This is a genomic window from Dysgonomonas sp. 37-18, from assembly GCF_001899125.1.
Taxonomy (GTDB): Bacteria; Bacteroidota; Bacteroidia; order Bacteroidales; family Dysgonomonadaceae; genus Dysgonomonas.
Genome location: NZ_MKVC01000010.1, coordinates 1 through 17086, shown reverse-complemented (window position 1 = coordinate 17086; position 17086 = coordinate 1). Strand labels below are relative to the sequence as shown.

11 protein-coding genes are annotated in these 17086 nt (G+C 33.8%); all 11 read right to left on the bottom strand.

Going from position 1 to position 17086, the window contains the following annotated elements:
• Positions 1-82: 82 nt before the first annotated feature.
• Entirely contained in the window at positions 83-1411 is a 1329-nt protein-coding gene (locus BGO84_RS03775; RefSeq protein WP_291027788.1) for a retropepsin-like aspartic protease, read from the bottom strand.
• Between the two features lie 632 nt (positions 1412-2043).
• Complete coding sequence (locus BGO84_RS03770) at positions 2044-2847, bottom strand: hypothetical protein (protein ID WP_291027786.1); 804 nt, start codon at positions 2845-2847, stop codon at positions 2044-2046.
• A complete protein-coding gene (locus tag BGO84_RS03765; protein ID WP_291027784.1) occupies positions 2837-7477 on the bottom strand; it encodes a DEAD/DEAH box helicase in 4641 nt (1546 codons plus the stop codon). Before BGO84_RS03765 ends, BGO84_RS03770 begins: the two co-directional genes overlap by 11 nt.
• A gap of 115 nt (positions 7478-7592) precedes the next feature.
• Positions 7593-8171, bottom strand: a complete 579-nt coding sequence (locus BGO84_RS03760; protein WP_291027782.1) for a hypothetical protein — start codon at positions 8169-8171, stop codon at positions 7593-7595.
• A gap of 100 nt (positions 8172-8271) precedes the next feature.
• The gene (gene mobV, locus BGO84_RS03755; protein ID WP_291027780.1) at positions 8272-9639 is read right to left on the bottom strand and encodes a MobV family relaxase; all 1368 of its coding nucleotides are present in this window, start codon (positions 9637-9639) and stop codon (positions 8272-8274) included.
• 258 nt (positions 9640-9897) lie between these two features.
• Positions 9898-10863 carry a toprim domain-containing protein gene (locus tag BGO84_RS03750; RefSeq protein WP_291027778.1) on the bottom strand — a complete coding sequence of 322 codons (966 nt, stop codon included), beginning with the start codon at positions 10861-10863 and terminating at the stop codon, positions 9898-9900.
• A gap of 249 nt (positions 10864-11112) precedes the next feature.
• Complete coding sequence (locus BGO84_RS03745) at positions 11113-12321, bottom strand: VapE domain-containing protein (RefSeq protein ID WP_291027776.1); 1209 nt, start codon at positions 12319-12321, stop codon at positions 11113-11115.
• Between the two features lie 8 nt (positions 12322-12329).
• Positions 12330-12647 carry a helix-turn-helix domain-containing protein gene (locus tag BGO84_RS03740; protein WP_291027773.1) on the bottom strand — a complete coding sequence of 106 codons (318 nt, stop codon included), beginning with the start codon at positions 12645-12647 and terminating at the stop codon, positions 12330-12332.
• Positions 12648-12813: 166 nt separating this feature from the next.
• Entirely contained in the window at positions 12814-13734 is a 921-nt protein-coding gene (locus BGO84_RS03735) for a DUF6043 family protein (RefSeq protein ID WP_291027771.1), read from the bottom strand.
• A 107-nt stretch (positions 13735-13841) separates the two neighbouring features.
• Positions 13842-15287: an RNA-binding domain-containing protein gene (locus tag BGO84_RS03730; RefSeq protein WP_291027769.1), complete on the bottom strand. Its 1446-nt coding sequence runs from the start codon at positions 15285-15287 to the stop codon at positions 13842-13844.
• An 85-nt stretch (positions 15288-15372) separates the two neighbouring features.
• On the bottom strand, positions 15373-16710 hold the full coding sequence (locus BGO84_RS03725) for a site-specific integrase (protein ID WP_291027767.1): 1338 nt from the start codon (positions 16708-16710) through the stop codon (positions 15373-15375).
• Between the last annotated feature and the right edge of the window lie 376 nt (positions 16711-17086).

Genomic DNA, 17086 nt, shown 5'->3' with positions numbered 1-17086 from the left:
TTCTTTAGTGTAAAGAGGTCAATACTTCAAAATTTGGATTTCAACCATATATATAGGCTTTATTTTATATGCATTGGACTCTTCAATCATATACTTCAACAAACATTTGTTCAAAATTAATAGTTGTTTTTTTAAAAGTATTAATGAAAGCCATTCCCAAAGCTCCTGACCCGAATTGTGTGCCAATAGGTAACTCACTCTCTACAGCCATATTCTCTATTTTGAATTGTTTATTTCCTATCTTTATCGAAAAAAAAGGCAAGTTATAATATTCTCTTAGACCAGCTCCTCCGAAGCCTCCACTCACCCGACTACTTTTTGTGCCATTACGCATTACAGATTCTTTATTTGATCCAAAATAATGACCATTAAGATGAGCATAAGTATCTCCCGTATCGAATAGCATAACTAATCTATTATCGCCTGAATAGACTTTCAAAAAGAAAGCATCACCACCTGGAACTCGCATCATATTTCTCCCTGTAGTAGGCAATGGTGTTTTATGTATAGGGAAAACAATTTTTTTTTCGTTGGGTAATATTTGGACTTCACCTGCATAGTGCATAATATCACTACCTAATATAGCATTTACTCTAAAAAGAGAATCCACTTCGGTATTAGGCGAAACAATAGTTGCTCTTACATTTCGAAAGATCATATTACCGACTCCTATGCTATCTACAATTCCCATTTGGCCATAGTCCTTTCCTCCTACTCCTGTAATTACTAGCGAATCCATCTTGATTCTAACCCCCAAACGGGTAGCATATTCCTGCGACAAGAAAACCCCTCCACCGCATCCAGTGTCGAAAATAAACCTTTCCCGACTACCGTTTACCGTAACTGGAACATACATAAGTGTAGAATGTTTGACTGTGTCATTTTCGTTTCCTCTTATTCTTATAGTATCAATTTCTAATGGAATTACACAATCCATATCTGGACGAATAAGTTGGGGTTTACCTTCTCCAAGTAATGCTCTATACATATTAAGATTTGCTTTAGTACCAATGAGAAATTCAGACGGAACGTGAGGCTCGATCTGAGCAATAAACCCCTCCAATCTATCGTAAGCTTGCTGATATTCTCCTTGTCGAAAAAGAAGCCAACTTTGGAAAATAAGCATACTTTTAACATTTTCTAACCCAATTTCTCCTTGATACTTTATAATAAGAGAATCTACTGAAGCAACTCCTTGGTCAGATTGATTGAATGCAATGTTTAATAACGATTCCGCAAATGTTTTTAAAAACGGTGTCTGCATGTTATCTTTAACTGTTGGATATATTTCTTCTAATAAAAAGAAATCTGATGTATTTAAACAATTACCAACCTGCTCATCAGCTGTTTTTTGTGCAAAACAAAAAGTATGAATAAAAGCAATAAGAAATATCAATGTCATTTTTTTCATATCGTATATTTAAATTGATTCAAAATATAAAGCGTAAAATTGTTTTAATTATTTAAAACATCAATAGCCTGTATACCAATGATTACACATAATATTGTATAGGAGGTAAAGGACATAAACTAATTTTTAATTTAAATTAGGTATTTAGATTTTATACTTTAAAAATAAAAAATAATCGAAAATCTTGGATGTATAGTAAACTTAAACTAAGTTTATAAATCGAACCTTTTTTCAGATAGCAAAAAACAATTATACTTCATGCTCCTTCTACATATCCTATTTCAGAGTTTTTACTTCTAGAATTAGATTTTCCTTTTCTTCTTTCAGCGTTTCGATCTCCTGCTGTTTTCGTTTCACTTTAGAAGAGCCTATCATAGAACTGTACTATCCATAATAGTAGAACCGATATCAGCAGCCGTATTTTTTAAGTTTCTCGGTTTTCAATTCACTTTTAGTTTTACTGAGAGCCTGTTCTGTTTGTTGCAATTCGGCTTCTTTCTGTTGTTTTTGCTTCTCGGCTTGTTCTCACTCTTACTCTGCCTCTCTCTCCGCCAATAAATCTGAAAATAAGCTTGTTACAAAATAAACACCCGATTTTACACCCTGAAATGTTAAATTGGGTGTTTTGTTATTTATTTCAGTACAAAGTTTAATGCGATTCCTATAATTATGATCCCAATAGCTATAAATAGTGTTGTTTTCAATGTTCTAAGTTCTTTATTTTGTCTATTTAAACGCTCATTAGTCAGATTGAGTTGTTTTTCGAATGCTTCTGTAAGCTTAGTTTCCAAATTACTATTAACTTCGATTAGTTTTTCAGTCAATGAATTTATTTTACCATCATTATTTTGAATTATTTGTTCTTTAGTAAATGTTGCTTTTTCAAGAATTAGGTCTTTGGCTTCATTTGACTTTATTTCTAATGCTTGCTTTGAGTTTGTAATAGCTTCAATTATTAATTGTGATTTTGTGGAAATTGCATCAAGTTTTGTCGGAAAATCAATTGTCGTTAACGTATCAATCAAAGAATTACTCGCTTCGACAACATTTTTATAGTGTTTCAGAAGATTATTGATTGTCTCAATTTTTTCGTTATTAGATGATTCTATCTTCTTGGAAACAAATTCAATTTTTTCAATTCCTTTTTCTATAGATTCCTCTGATTTGATAACAACTTTTTGAATTGACTTTGTATTTTCATCTTTGATGGTAGATGTGAATGAAGTTAATTCGTTTGTTAAATTGTTTACTTTTTTTTCGTAGCCCGATTTTATATTTTCAAGGTATTCAACATACTTTAACCTTATGCTATCAATGCCTTGAACAACTTTTACCGACGATGTACGAAATTCTTCCATCTGTGTTTTAGCAGATGATAAATCTTCAAGATTCTTTTGAAGTTCAAAAAGAATCGAATGTGTAGTGCTATCGATCATATTCTAATAAATATTTTTGATTGAAATTATTTAACCAATCATTATGAAATTCTAAATACAACTCCTCAATGATTACGTCAAGGATTTTTTCAACTTCATCACTATCATTGGCATTTTTAATAATTTCTGTTTTATATCGCTCAATATTTTGAGACAACTCTTCAAATGTAAGGGTTGTATATTTTTCTCTAAAGAGTTTGAATCCTGAAGTCAAGCTATCTTTTGCTTCAGTTTCAATATTCCTATTTGTACCAATTCCTAATACAAAAAGGGAATAAGCCTTTAATAGTAATAAAGATCCATTTTGGGGCTCTGTTCTTAATAGCCTTAATGTTGCACCTCGAAGATGTTTTGTGTTGTCCTTTTGTGCTCCACTTGGGTCAATTGTCGTAGCTTCTATGTATTTCCATAAAATTTCAAAAGAATATTCTTTTGCGTTATCGGTATCTATTGTAAGCGAATAATTTTTTCCGTCTATTTCGTGATTTTCCTTGGCATATTTGGAGTTGAAATACAAATGGATAAAGTCTTTTAATTCTTCATTTCCATTTTCCTGCATTCCGATTTCACAAGCCAATATCATATCTTCGATAGAACGTAAACGTTTCACTTCAATTTCTTTGTAAACAAAATCTGTTAGGAATGATAAGCATTTTTGAAGGATTGTATCGCCTTTTGCTTTATAAACATTTTCAATTTCACTTTCAACACGATTTGCAGAATAATATTTCCGCATAAATACTTTCAGATGTTCAATATATTCATTGTCTGTTTTCTTGAGAGTACGTATTTTGTAGCAATTTTTATTATAATCGACCGTATAGTCATCAATTATTCCAACTGATGAAAGGCGGAAGATTGCTTTGTCAGTATCAGGTTTTTTTCTTGGACTGTAATAAAGCTGTTTCAGTTTTTCTAACTTATTTTTGTCTGTTTCAATTTCAAAATTGAGTTTTTCTTTCACATTTTTCAGGTAGTTTTCAAAAGTTCCCTCAATAGATTCTATAATTAGTTCATCACTTACCTTGTCCGTAATTATCGTTTTAAAAAGTGTTTTTAACTCTTCGTGAAAAATGTTTTTGTCAGCATATTTATTGGCAAACGGTATAACTATTTCAGGGTTTACTGCTTGACCAAAACTTTCTAATTCATTCAGCCTCTTTTCTATACCGATTTCATATGAACCTATTTCTTTAAGACTTAGCCATTTTTTTAGTTTATCTATATCATTATAAAGTGGAAACTGTGATTTAATTTCTATTATCACAAAATCTAAAACTTGTCTTGAATAAAGTTTGTCAAAAGTCGCAAAATTGGCATTTGGTGTTAAGTCAATTAGGTTTATAAAACCAAAGCCTTTTGGAAAGACTTCATTAACATAAATTCGATTGTTTTTCAAGTCTATTTTTAAATATACCTCCTGATTATCAATTTCTTCTTTTAGATTTTCAGTTAGAGAATATAAATGGTTTTTGCTTGGTAAAAGGATTTCTTCTAAAAGTTCATTGATAACAACCAATTCTTTATCTTGTCCTTTGAATGAGTTATTGTGAAAGAACAATAAGTTATCTTTATCTGTAAAGATCTCTCCTAAGTTTTCAAGAATCTTTTTCTCATTTTGAATTAGTTCGTCATTTCCAAGAGCCTTTAAAATAGCTGAGACTTCTTCTTTATAAAACTTTTGGTTTTTAAGCCTCTTTAATAGCTTTAATCCCTCTTCGCTTATTTCAGTTTCTAATTTTTCATAAAACCTCTGATTGAAAAGAATTACTTTCTGCTCATTGAACAGAATTGTGGAAAGTGCCATTTTTCTGTCACGGCCTGCTCTTCCTGCCTCTTGCACAAAACTTTCAATTGAAGCAGGAATATTTACGTGAACTGTAAAACGGACATTTGGTTTATCGATTCCCATTCCAAAAGCTTTGGTCGCAACCATAATATTCTGCTCATTTTCAATAAATTTTCTTTGATTGTCAAACGATTCTGTTTCTATTTCTTTTCCAACTTTTTCATCTTCATCGGAACTTCCCATAAAGACACCTACTTCATATATTTCTGTTTTAGATAAAGTGTCTGCTATTGCTTTACGTTTTGGAAGTGGTAATTTTACTTTGTTACCTTTTTCATCTAATACAAAATCTCCCCAGCGATGAATAATGTTGCCTTTGTCATCACGAATGTCATCATCGTATTTGTCAAATTTGAATTTATCAGTTACACCAAATAAGTGTGTTCTGTGTGGACAAAACACAATCCCTCCATTTTTGTAAATTGATTTGTTATGATATTCACTTAAGCTATAAAAAGATACTGTCTCAAAATTTTCAATTTTAATATTAGGTAAATTGCTCTCAATCGAAAACTTTTCTTTTGTCCACGCTAAAATTGAATGTGATTGTTCGTTCAATGTTAAAAGTCTGTCAGGGATTAAATTGACGACTTTTGTTAACTCACATTGTTTTTCTATAGCCGTTTGCTGTTTTATATCTCCTTTGATGGGCTGAATAGGTAATAGTAATTCGGTTTTATCAGAAAGTATAAATTTGAATTTTTCATCTCTTTCAAATTTTACGGTTGTATTGACAATCTGGTATTGTAATTCTGCTCTGTTTGTATTCTCAAATCTTACAATTGCATCTGTGTCAATATTAACAAGTCCATTTCCTGATAGTTCTCTCTCAACATCAGAAAGCACATCAAATGATGCCGTTGCAGTAAGCCCAAAAATCGGGATGGTTTGTTTGTTTTTTGTTTTACAATGTTCGATTGCATTTCTCCCTAAACTCAAATAGGATGTTCTAAAATCATGTCCCCATTCTGAAACACAATGTACTTCATCAATGACACAGTAACTAAAATACACTTTGTTTTTGTACATTTCCTTTAAAGAAAGTCTAAACTCTTCAATTTGCAAACGCTCGGGCGAAACAAAAGTGAATAAAACTTTACTGTCCGCAATTTGGTTGGTTGCAATTGCTTTTTCTTCACGAGTTAATTTTGAGTTGATGAAATTACAACTGTCAATCCCATTTTTTAAAAGGTTGTCGTATTGGTCTTGCATCAACGACTTAATCGGGTCAATAACCATCGTAACCCCTGCTTGTAGCAAGGATGCTATTTGATAAGTCAATGATTTCCCACCACCTGTTGGCAATAGGCCTATTACGCTTTTTCCTTGCAATGCCCGATTTAAAATAGGTAATTGCCCTTCTCTAAAACTTTCTTTCCTAAAAATGTTTTGCAAAAAATAAGTTAGGCTTTGTTTAGCTTTGGAAATATCTTCATAAGTTTCATTTTCTAATTTTTTCGTGATTGGTTTATAATCAATAAAATCAGAGGTATAGAGTTTTCTATCGGAATTTACATAATGAGAAGAACGTATTATAGCTTTATTTTTACTATTAAACGGAATATTAGTTTTTACAATTCCTCGTCTTTGTAGAACGGAAATGTCAATAATTAAATCAAATTCTTTCTCATTTTGATATTTGTCTATGATTTCGGGCTTTATCTCATGTAGTTTTGAGTTAGCAAATTCTTTCGTGCTTAAAATTTGAATATTAATAATTGGAAAATTTTGGTTTTTTCCTACAAGAGCAAAAAGATGCTGGAAATGTTGTTTCAAATCTTCAATAGCTAATGCTACACAAGGGACATCTCTTTCAATTGCTAAAATATTCCATTCTTTAGACTTTAAATCAAGGTTGTTTGATCGGATAAATTCGACAATCGTTTTCTGAACTCTCGCAATAGCAAAAGGCGATAAAGTCAGTTGAAGAATATCAAGCCAATTATCATCAAGTTCTTTATTGTAATTATTGCTTATTATTTTTAACGAATTGGAACGTTTTATCCATTTCGTAAAATCAGTAGTGTTAAAATCAACAATCCTTTTCGTGATCCATTTAGTTTCTTTTGTTGCTTTATCTCGAAAATTATCTAGTTGTACCTGTGAGGGATTGGAATGAAATTTTATCCCGTCGATTTCAATAATCAATCCTTGGTTATATGTTTTTACTTTTTTCTCTCCAAATATTTCAATTTCATCTTCGAGGACATAAGGAAATTCATAAGAAAAATCGACTCTTTGAGAATGGAGATCACGCCCAATCTCAGGCGTTACAATTGTGCTTAATTTTCTTTGTGATTCTAAAAGTTGTTGTATAAAATCTAATCCATTTTCAGGTAAATATTTAAATATAAAGTTTTTTTCAAAATCACTTTCAAGGTCAAAGTTGTAATTATTTTTATTTAATTTTATCCTTGAGTCAATGATATGTAAAGCCGAAAAAATATTATTGAGATCTTCATTGCTTAGCTTTGATTCATACTTTATGCTTCCTAATTGTTTAGTGAAATCAGAATTGTCAAGTTGAAATTTCCGAAAAGCTTCTAAGAACTTATTTTCAATGAAAATACTTGGTCGAGTAGGAATACCACGAACAATTAAATTATGAATTATAGAAGTAAGACTGTCAGATGAATTTGAGGAAACATTACTATCCGTTTCAAGGTCAAAGCAGGACAAGAATTTCAGAAGCCCTTTGACTTCTTTATCCTTGTCAATATCTTTTAAAATTTCATTGATACCATCAAGTATATATCCTGCTTGAAATTGAATTTGGTTCATAATCATCTATAAGAATACTAAATATTCGAAACACAAATAATTGATACCCTAAACTCTTTATTTTCTTATTGCTTACTACTTCTGTATATTTATACCAAATACCCCATAATCTTAATCATAAATTCCATATATTTGTTTGCTTATGTGATCCATCTTCCCTAAATACTTTCTCTTCCAATCTCTCATTATTTATTATTTTTTGAAAATAAGTATGACCTAGGTAGTGATCAATGATTTTCTTTTCGATACTATTTTCTTCATCTAAGTATTCATAAAAACGAGTTTTATACAGTTCTCCTTTCGAATCGTATTCATTTTCTTCTAATGTACGATTGTGTTGGTCTTTTTGTATAATTGAAATTTCACTTTGTAGATCACTCATTTCTCCCGCTATATAATGAAAATAAGCACCCGATTGTATCTGAGGTATTATTAAGTCATTAATAGTTGTTTTTTCTTCATCTAAATATTCAACAATAATGTTATAGTCCGAGTGACCTCCTTTGTAGTAATCTCTTGTTTTTTCTATTTTTTCAATAAGACCAGTCTTATATATACCTAACGGAAATATAATCTTTATATGTTCTTTGTTTATTCCTTCAAAAATGATCCCCAACTTAGGAGGTGTCAAATCTTGAGTGACTAAATTATCTGAAATTCTTAGAAAACGATTGGGATTATATTCAATTGTCATACCTAGATTGTTTAAATAATTTATATTAGTCCGTTATTATAAAAATTCTATTACTTTTATGCCTTGTGTAACAAAAGTACATAATTTATGGTAAGCAATATCATCTTACTTTAAATACTTTACTGTTACCTATTTCTTGCTTTTGTTTAGGTTTAATTCGTATTGTTTTTTGGAACTCTTCATACCTTTCCCTAAACCAATCGACAATATTCTTTCCATTAATGCATAACTGTAACTTATTTGGATTATCTCGGTCTTTGAAAAGTTGCAATTTACTATTCTGTACATTGAACACTTGGCCATGCTCAGTTGAATGGAGTTTGCCTGTTATCGTTAGCACTTCACCCTTGAAGAGCCGTTTAACAGCATCTACTGCCAGCCCGATACTCTTGCATAGTTGAGCTATCCGTAAGCGTTCGTTTAGCTGTGGAAATATTTCAAATAGTAGATTTATATCTTCTTGTGCTTTGTATGGCTCATAATTTTGTTTAAGTTGCTCCAATCGAGCTTCAACAGCAGTAACTTCTTGTTCCTTTTCCCGGGTGTATTCGTGCATATTCAGAAACTTTTCCCGTGCCTCGTCCTTACGGTCGTACATATCCCTCACTTTTTCATATACTTCCTGCCTCTCTTCTTGAAGAGAACCAATGCTTTCCATTAGTTCCGATTCTTTTTGTTGTTTCAAGTTTTCTACCCGCTCGTAATTTTGTTTTGCTTCCTGTTCCTGTCGCCTGAGCTGTTCGATACTGTTTCTTTTGGCTTCTTCCTGAGCCAATAATACCCCTATATTTATCTGTAAATTATTGGATTCTTCTTTTTGATTGCGATAAAACTCGGATGTGCTGATATGACGGGCTTCCGATCCTTTAATTCCACGATCCAATCCATATTTAGCCATCGCTTCGGCATAGCTATCCTGATAGTGGATCAGCTTTTCTTTGGTCATTACGTCATCAGCGCATAAGCGAGGTCTGTTTGTGTTTTTCTTCTTATACTGCTTTTTCGGAGCTTCCTGTACTTTGTTCGATTTCTTTTGCCTTCGTTCTCCCTGAACAATTGGGACAACCGATGCGTGTACATGCGGAGCATCTTCATCCAGATGCAAAGTTGCCGCGACAATATTTTTCTCTCCGTATTCTTTTTTTAGCCAATCCATACTGTCCCGACACCAGTCATCAAGTTTGCCTTCGGCCTGTATCCGCAACATATCCTCAGTACTGCCGGAAAGTATAAGCCGAATAACCTGTACCTGATTCTTGCCGACTTTACGGCTCAATCCTGCATTTTGTATCCTGTGTTTTATAGCCTCTGTTCTGTTGGCTACTCCTTCGGGGAATGGAACCAACTCTTTATTCAGATACGTTCGTTTCGGATCGACATTCGGAGCCATTACTTTCCGTTCTATATGGTCTGTCATCGCCGCTTCGTTTCGTGGTGATTTATCTAAATGGAGAACAACATATCCCATAGCTATTTTTAATTAAAAAGTTCGTAAATTTGATAACTGGAAATTATGCCAGCCGACTATCCTTTGTCGGTGGACAATGATTCATCATTCTAAATAGTCGCTTAAAGCGACTGCGGTCATCAGATCGCTCAGGGGGATTCAAAAGGGGGAACACCCTTTGCCTATTGGGATTTTTTAGTGGTAGTGCAACGAGAGCGTAAAGAAAAATCCCTAATAGGCTATGGCTTTTTCAAAAGCCCCTGGGGTACACACGAAAGCTTAAGGTCTGAAACCTTTGAAGGGTTTCCGTTTAACCTCGATTTTAGGCTTCTCTTTTTGCTGTATCTGCCTGATCGAAATAAGATACTCGTTCAGGTCTTTATAGCCTGCATACTTTACTGACTGATCAATTACAACCGGATGAGTTTGTTTAATGGTTAGAGTAGCTTTCTTTCCCGGACTATCATTATCGAGATAAGTATGGACTTCTTTGTATTCTTTTAGCTTGTCGATAGCTTTGGGAAGGTTGGATAGTGAATTAAGCACTATTACATCCTCTTGAGGTGCAAGTGTATTCTTTAGTGACAGGTAGGAAAGGAAATCGGTAAAACCTTCAAAGACCAGGCACGATTCTTTTTTACTGTTGGTATTATTTGCTCCGCCATATGTTGTTACCTCCATAGAGGTACAGCCCTTAAATGGCTCGCTTCGCAATATCCAACCTTTACTGTCATTTGGAAAACCGATAGCGAAGAAAGGTTTTCCGTTTACGGAATAATGTATTTCAGAGCAATATTGCTTAGCGATATCAAGGCTGATCTTTCTTTCCGATAGATAATTGATCAGGGCTTGATGCGTGATCGGAAGTACCTGTTGTATTGTTATAGCCGAAGTATTCTTATTTGAATTATTTCCGTGAAAAGAAAAAGATTGAGAATGCTGTTGTGCTGTTGTATTGTCGTGCAGATTTACTGATGTATTGTTGTATTGATTTAGTTCTTGCATTGCTTCGTTCAATGAGTAATTGTTGATTCGCATAACCAAATCTATCATTGTTCCCCCGTCATTGCTTCCGAAATCTATCCATAGGTTTTTATTATAATCGACTTTCAGGCTTGCATTATTGTCCTCTCTGAATGGAGAACGGTACATGCCATAATAACCATGATCTTTAACCGGATGGATACCTCTATTAGCTAAATAGGCTTTGATACTTATTTTATTTGCTTCATTATATGTTATCATAATCTTGTTTTTAATTTTGTAGAACTTTTTCTTACTACATACTACAAATGATTTAAGTGTCTTATTTATAAGTTATAATATGTAGTATCTATATTGAATTGTAGTAACTATATACCTTACAACTGTAGTAAGGTAGTAACAAGAGAGTAAGATGATATTTTTGCAACAAACTACACCTAATCTTTTTTCTTTCATGGGATTAGTTAGTTATGTAGTAAGATAGTAAGCAAAAAGAATAAATCATCTTTATTACAGTTCTTGATCGACAAAGGGATTCGGCTTAATCTTCTTTATCCGGTAACCATATACAGGAGAGGGATTGCGGTTAATCCGTTTCTGAGTCCGTGTAAATCCGGCCTTTCGGATGGCTTCGCCCATCCGTTTCTCTGACAGGGGCAAAGAGCTGAACATCCTAAGATAGTTCAGTACCTGAGCCGTTGTCATAAACGAATCGTCCGTATCATTCGGCTTTTCAAAACCCTGCATCAGCATTTCATATTCTACCGTCTGCACATGAAAGCCCGAACTTAACCTGTGTAATTCTTCTATTTCCTTGTCATCAAACCAATAGCGGACACCTTGTTTGTATAAATACATGATTTCAGAGAAAACATGATCCATATTGATGGATAAAGCCTTGTCGATATCAATACGGATAACCTCGAATGGAAGAAAGCGTCTGCTGCCTGTCGGGTCAGTCAGAAAATCATTGCCGTTCACCGATGCCATAAAGCTCGCCAGATGAGAGTATTCTTCAATATAGGTATCGTATGGTCTGCGGTACTTGACAGCCGGAGTCGTTATCAGGTTTTTGAGTTCGTTCTCATCACGTTTGTTTAAAGCTCGCAGCTGGTCATCAATATTGATAAACAGGTATTCGGCGATCAGGGTCAATACATCTTTTCCCTGCGGATCTATCTTCCCTGTAAACAGGTAGCTTTTTAACGGATCGGGGCAAAGATGGTCCAGCCATGTTGTTTTGAACTTGCCCTGTTCGCCTGTCAGCACTAAACAGGTATGATTCTGACAACCGACATCACTCATAGCATTAGCGACAACACCTATCAGCCACTTTACCAGATACTCATTCCATTTATCAGGATTGGAGACTTCAACGGTTTGCAAAAGTTGTTCCGTATAACCAAAGTCCAACGGATTCAGCAAAGGCAATCGAGAAAGATATTCCCGGATGGGATGTACTTTTTCCGCAAAGTTGCTTTCGAGGATAGCCCGGATATTATCGGCTGAAGTGGTAATACCAATGCGGACATCGATTTCCCTGCGGAGGGAATTCAGGAAGTATTTGGTTACAGGTCTGAATTCCCCTTGTGCATGGATATCCCGGTACTCTGTCCGGCTCTTTACGGTATTGAACCGAAAGTTGTACAATGTCCGCAGTTCCTCTTCAATCCGCTCATTTTTCGACCTGCGGGCAGAGGCTGATGCTTTTTCTTTCATGGGTACGGTTATTTAGTATTCACACTATTACCCTCTAAGATTCGTTTGACGTCTGACATTCGGTATCGGACTTTACTACCGACTTTAATAGTTTTCAAATAGTTCTTTTTATTCCAGTGCCATAAAGTTGCATCACAGACTCCGCATATTTGCTTTACTTCTCCTCGTGTCAGGTACTTTTCTTTTCGAGCTTCCGCTATCTCTGTGGATAGTTCGGTTTTAGCACGGTTAATTAAATCATTTGAAAACTCCAATAAGTCTCCACCGCTCATCTCTAATTTGATATTGGCATTTCCCTGTTCGATAATTTCTAATAATTTTTTCATATTAGTAATATATCTGCTTATGTTAGGCTTTGCAATCGGCAGATATAAAAAGCAAAACCACTACCTTAAAATAAAGCAGTGGCGCAAATATATATGAGAATAATTCTGATTATAAGCTATTTAATTGGCGGTAAATTCGCCGAATAAAAAAACGAATCAAACGAATTCAATTTCGTAAAAAATCCTTTAGTTTATCAATAACGTTTCTATCCTCTCCGAAGTCCTTCATAAAAACTTCCTTTACCGGAAGAAAACTATTAAGGTCTCTGTATTTTTTCTGAATACCTCTTTCCCCGACAATGGTAACCATAGCTTGGTATTGTTGAGCTAAAGCATCCCTGAACAACTTGATATCGCAGGGTTCTATATAATATAATTCATCAAGTGCTATCTTTAGACGGGCTAAATCTAAGTCGGTATGTTTGGTAATTAAATATTCTTCGATCCGGTTTAATAATTCAGTTTTATCTTCTACCAGGATTGACAGTACTTCCTCAAATGTTTTTTCTGTTCTCTTTCTTCCAACCTTCTTCTTTTCTTCGGGCACAGTATTGTCAATAGCCCAATTCATAACATGATCGCTATCCGCTAATTTCATTAACCGCCGATGCTCCTGCCAGTCGGATTTACTACGCAGCCCGAGACTGATAGATTTAGCTATAAGTATTTTTATTGTAGCAGTAATCACTAGCTTCTGGATATAATTCGTATCGCTACTGCGTCTCATCTCTTCCCCTCTTTCAACCATTCTCTCAAAACTTTTTCCAAAATAGAGCCATGATAATAAAGCCGGAACAATTGATTTTTCATTTGCTTTATCGAATTCTTTGATGAGTGACTCGGCAACTTTATTTTCTGTGAAAAGGGTTTCTATATCGGAAATGTCGTCGTACATTCCCTGATTAGCCTTTTTTCTTATGATTTTTTGATACAGTGGAACAAGGGAGATCGCTTTGGACATGATTGTTTGGTAGACTGTAGAATCTTTTTTATTAATCTCTTCTTCAAAGAAATCGTATTCATCCTGATTGCGATCCATCCAGTCTTTTATACGATTCCGAAAGTTGTCAAATTCTACCTGCCCCATAATTATAATATTGAAGTTGTCAAATAACCATCAAATAAGAACCGGTTGATTACAAGACGATTATATATGCCGTGCGATGCCGTTATCAAATAACCATCAAATAAGATTTATGCCCAAAAAGGAATATAGCTTGCATATTTTCGTGATTTACTTTCAGGATCATCTTCTTTAATTACATTTTCAGCTAATGAGTCTCTTATAATTCTTGACGCAATAGCAGCATTTTGATCTTCTATTTTAAAACGATCTCTTAATGATTGATTCGTCATCTTTTCGTTAGAAACATATTTTAAACACGCATGTTGATAGCAAGCTCGGATTTTTTCTTTCTTATCTAAATCATTCAATGATTTATAGCTATACATTGTAACTCTAGTTCTACCTTCTGCTACTATAATATTTATTGGAGGCAACTGGTATAATTCATTGTAAAATATAACTTTATCCATCCCGCTTCCTTTTTCTTCACAGAATCCCATTCTTCTCATGAGATCTGCTAGCTTTTCATTTCTTGAAACATAGGCATCAATAAACCGATCCGGAGTTACAAGAGGTGTCCCCGGGTTAGAGATTTCAATTCTATCTAGAAATATTTCAACCATCGGAAATCCTTTTTCCGATAAATCCTGATGAATTAAAGCATTGGCAACAAGTTCTCTTATTGCGATTTCAGGATACATTCTAGATTCAGTTCTTAAAGCTTTACCTATTTCTTCATTAGCAGGTAATTGTCCATTCACCCAATTAACTAAACCTTCAAATCCGATAGCATACCCTTTTATTCCAATTTGTTCCCGTTCAGTCTCGACTTTATTCTTTCCTCTATATACAATCACTCTAACTGACTTTCTTTCTACACTTTCAAAGTCTTTTAAATTTTTGGCAAAAAGAATGGCTCCTAATTTAGTTATACCATACGTTTTTCCTTTAACAACTAATCCTTCTTCTATAAATTTGTCAATTACTCCCTGTTGATTGGAAGGGTAAGGTAATTTCATCAAATCAAAATATGTTTCTGTGCTTAAATATTTAGTTATATCAGAGGCTACTAGGTTGTCTTTTGCAGTCTCTCTCTCAAAAGGAATACTCTCTTTCTTCCATATTTTAGCTTGCTTTTCAGGAAACTCGTTTAATTTTCTGGTAATACTTCCAACTCGAATATAGGCATGATGTAAAAACTCCACAGGTTGTGTTTTTGTTGCAGGGATTACAAATAAAGTAATGCGACGTTGACTATCATAATCAAATTCATAAATATTAAAGTCTATTCTTGGATTTAAGCGGGTAGCTAACCAGTGCTCTAGTTCTTCGTTTCCCTTTTTATGAGTCTTTCCTCTAAATGTCGTTCCTTTTATTATATGTGTTAAGTCTTCAACCCCGAACACCAAATAGCCATATTGTTGATTGTGGATGCAAGCACCATTAGAGATTGCGGAGATTCTTTCTCCGATCTCTTCTGCAGAATGAAAATTGAGTTTAAATTCGACCCATTCGCTTTCGTGAGGCTGTTTCACAAGTTCATTCAATAATTCTATAAGTTGTCGGTTTTCCATTTATTTGATCTTCTTTATACTTATCTTGTTGTTGCTAAATTACGTTCACAGTGCGAACGTAATTTATTTTCTAAATTTGAAATATCTAACTCAACAAATTTACTAATTCTTTTTTCATATCCTCGTCTATTTCGCGATAACGATTAAAAGCTTTGCTGCCTTCTTTGTGTCCACTCAATGCTCCGATTAGGTTAGGGTCTTTTACTTTTTTGTAAATATTTCCAATAAAAGTCCGTCTTGCCATGTGGCTGCTGACAACTTCGTGTAATGGCTTCTTTACCTCTTCATTGGTAAGGGGATCAAGTATCGTTACTATTCGATTTATTTCAGCCAGTTCGAAAGCCTTCTTGATAGCATCATTGTATTTTTGTTCAGAAATGAAAGGTAAGATTTTATCACCTGTATAGTCTTTATATTTTTCCAAAATGGCTTTTGCTTTATCATTTAATGGAACTCTAACTGTTACCGGATTACCGTCTTTTGTCTTTCTTGGTATATATTCAATGGCATCATCAATTATATTTCGTTTAGTCATACGATATAAATCCCCAATACGGCAACCGATCAGGCTTTGAAAAACAAAAATATCACGTTGGATTTCAACTTGTTTGTATTCTGATAAGTCTTTATCCAGTAATTTATCACGTTCCTCTAATGTGATATATATGGGTGTGCCATAAGTACATTCATCAATACGAAACTGATCAAATGGTCTGTTCTGAGTTTTTTTCTTATCATAACACCAGAGAAAAAATGTCCTTATTCGACAGAAACAATCGATAAGCGTGTTCTTTCCTCTTGGCTTAGGCGTTCGTTTTTCCGGTATTTGTTCATAAATAGAGGGATATAATTCAAAATATTTATGCTCATTTTCAAAAAAGTCCCACATATCATACAGCGTATCTGGAGTAACATTGTCAATATCTAATATAAAAGATTTCTGCCCTCGCTTGGTAGCCCTTACATATAATTCGTAACGCAATAAAGCTCTCTTGATTACTCGGAAATTCTTCTTTCTTACTTCTGACAATTTGTGCTTTAGCAAAAATTCTTCCAAAAGCTGTTCGAAGGTGAGTTTTGTTTCTGATTCTATTTGTTCTTGCGTTTTATATTTATCAGGATGGTGATATTTATCTATCTGCTCGCTAAGCCATTCTGCATTTGCATCTACTGAATAGTTTTGAGTAATAACAGAAACAATGTTTTGTATATCATTTTTCAGTTTCATTTTTTTATCATCGCTGATCAATGCTACCCGGTCTTTATAGCCTTGCTTCTCCTGGCTCCAATGATTTGGATTAATAACTAGCTCACTGGCAGATTTAAAATCTTTATTTTTATCTCTTAATCGAAAATAAATAGTAGCTTGGCTGTCTGTATCATTTTTCTTTGCTATTTTTCTTAGGAATGCAGAAACTTTCATAAGTCTTTGATAATTGATTCAATACAAAGTTATGAATTTGTTCCCAAATTGTTCCCATACGTCCTAAATTTATTTGAATATAATTAAATGCATTTAGAACTAATTATGCAATTAAATATTTATTTATCAATTAATTATATATAAATTAGCTACAATTCAAATATTTAAACTCTCCACATATTTAACTATTACGCCCCCGGCTCTGGGTACTTGAAAACCCTGATTATCAGCTGATAATCAGGGTTTTATTGTTTTATGGGAGACAAAATAGGGACAAAAAGTGGCTCTTCCCTAAAAGTTGTGGACTAGGCATAAATATTCGTTAATCTAAATAAAAAATAGGGTATATGCTTTACTCCTCTGAGCGTAGCTCTAA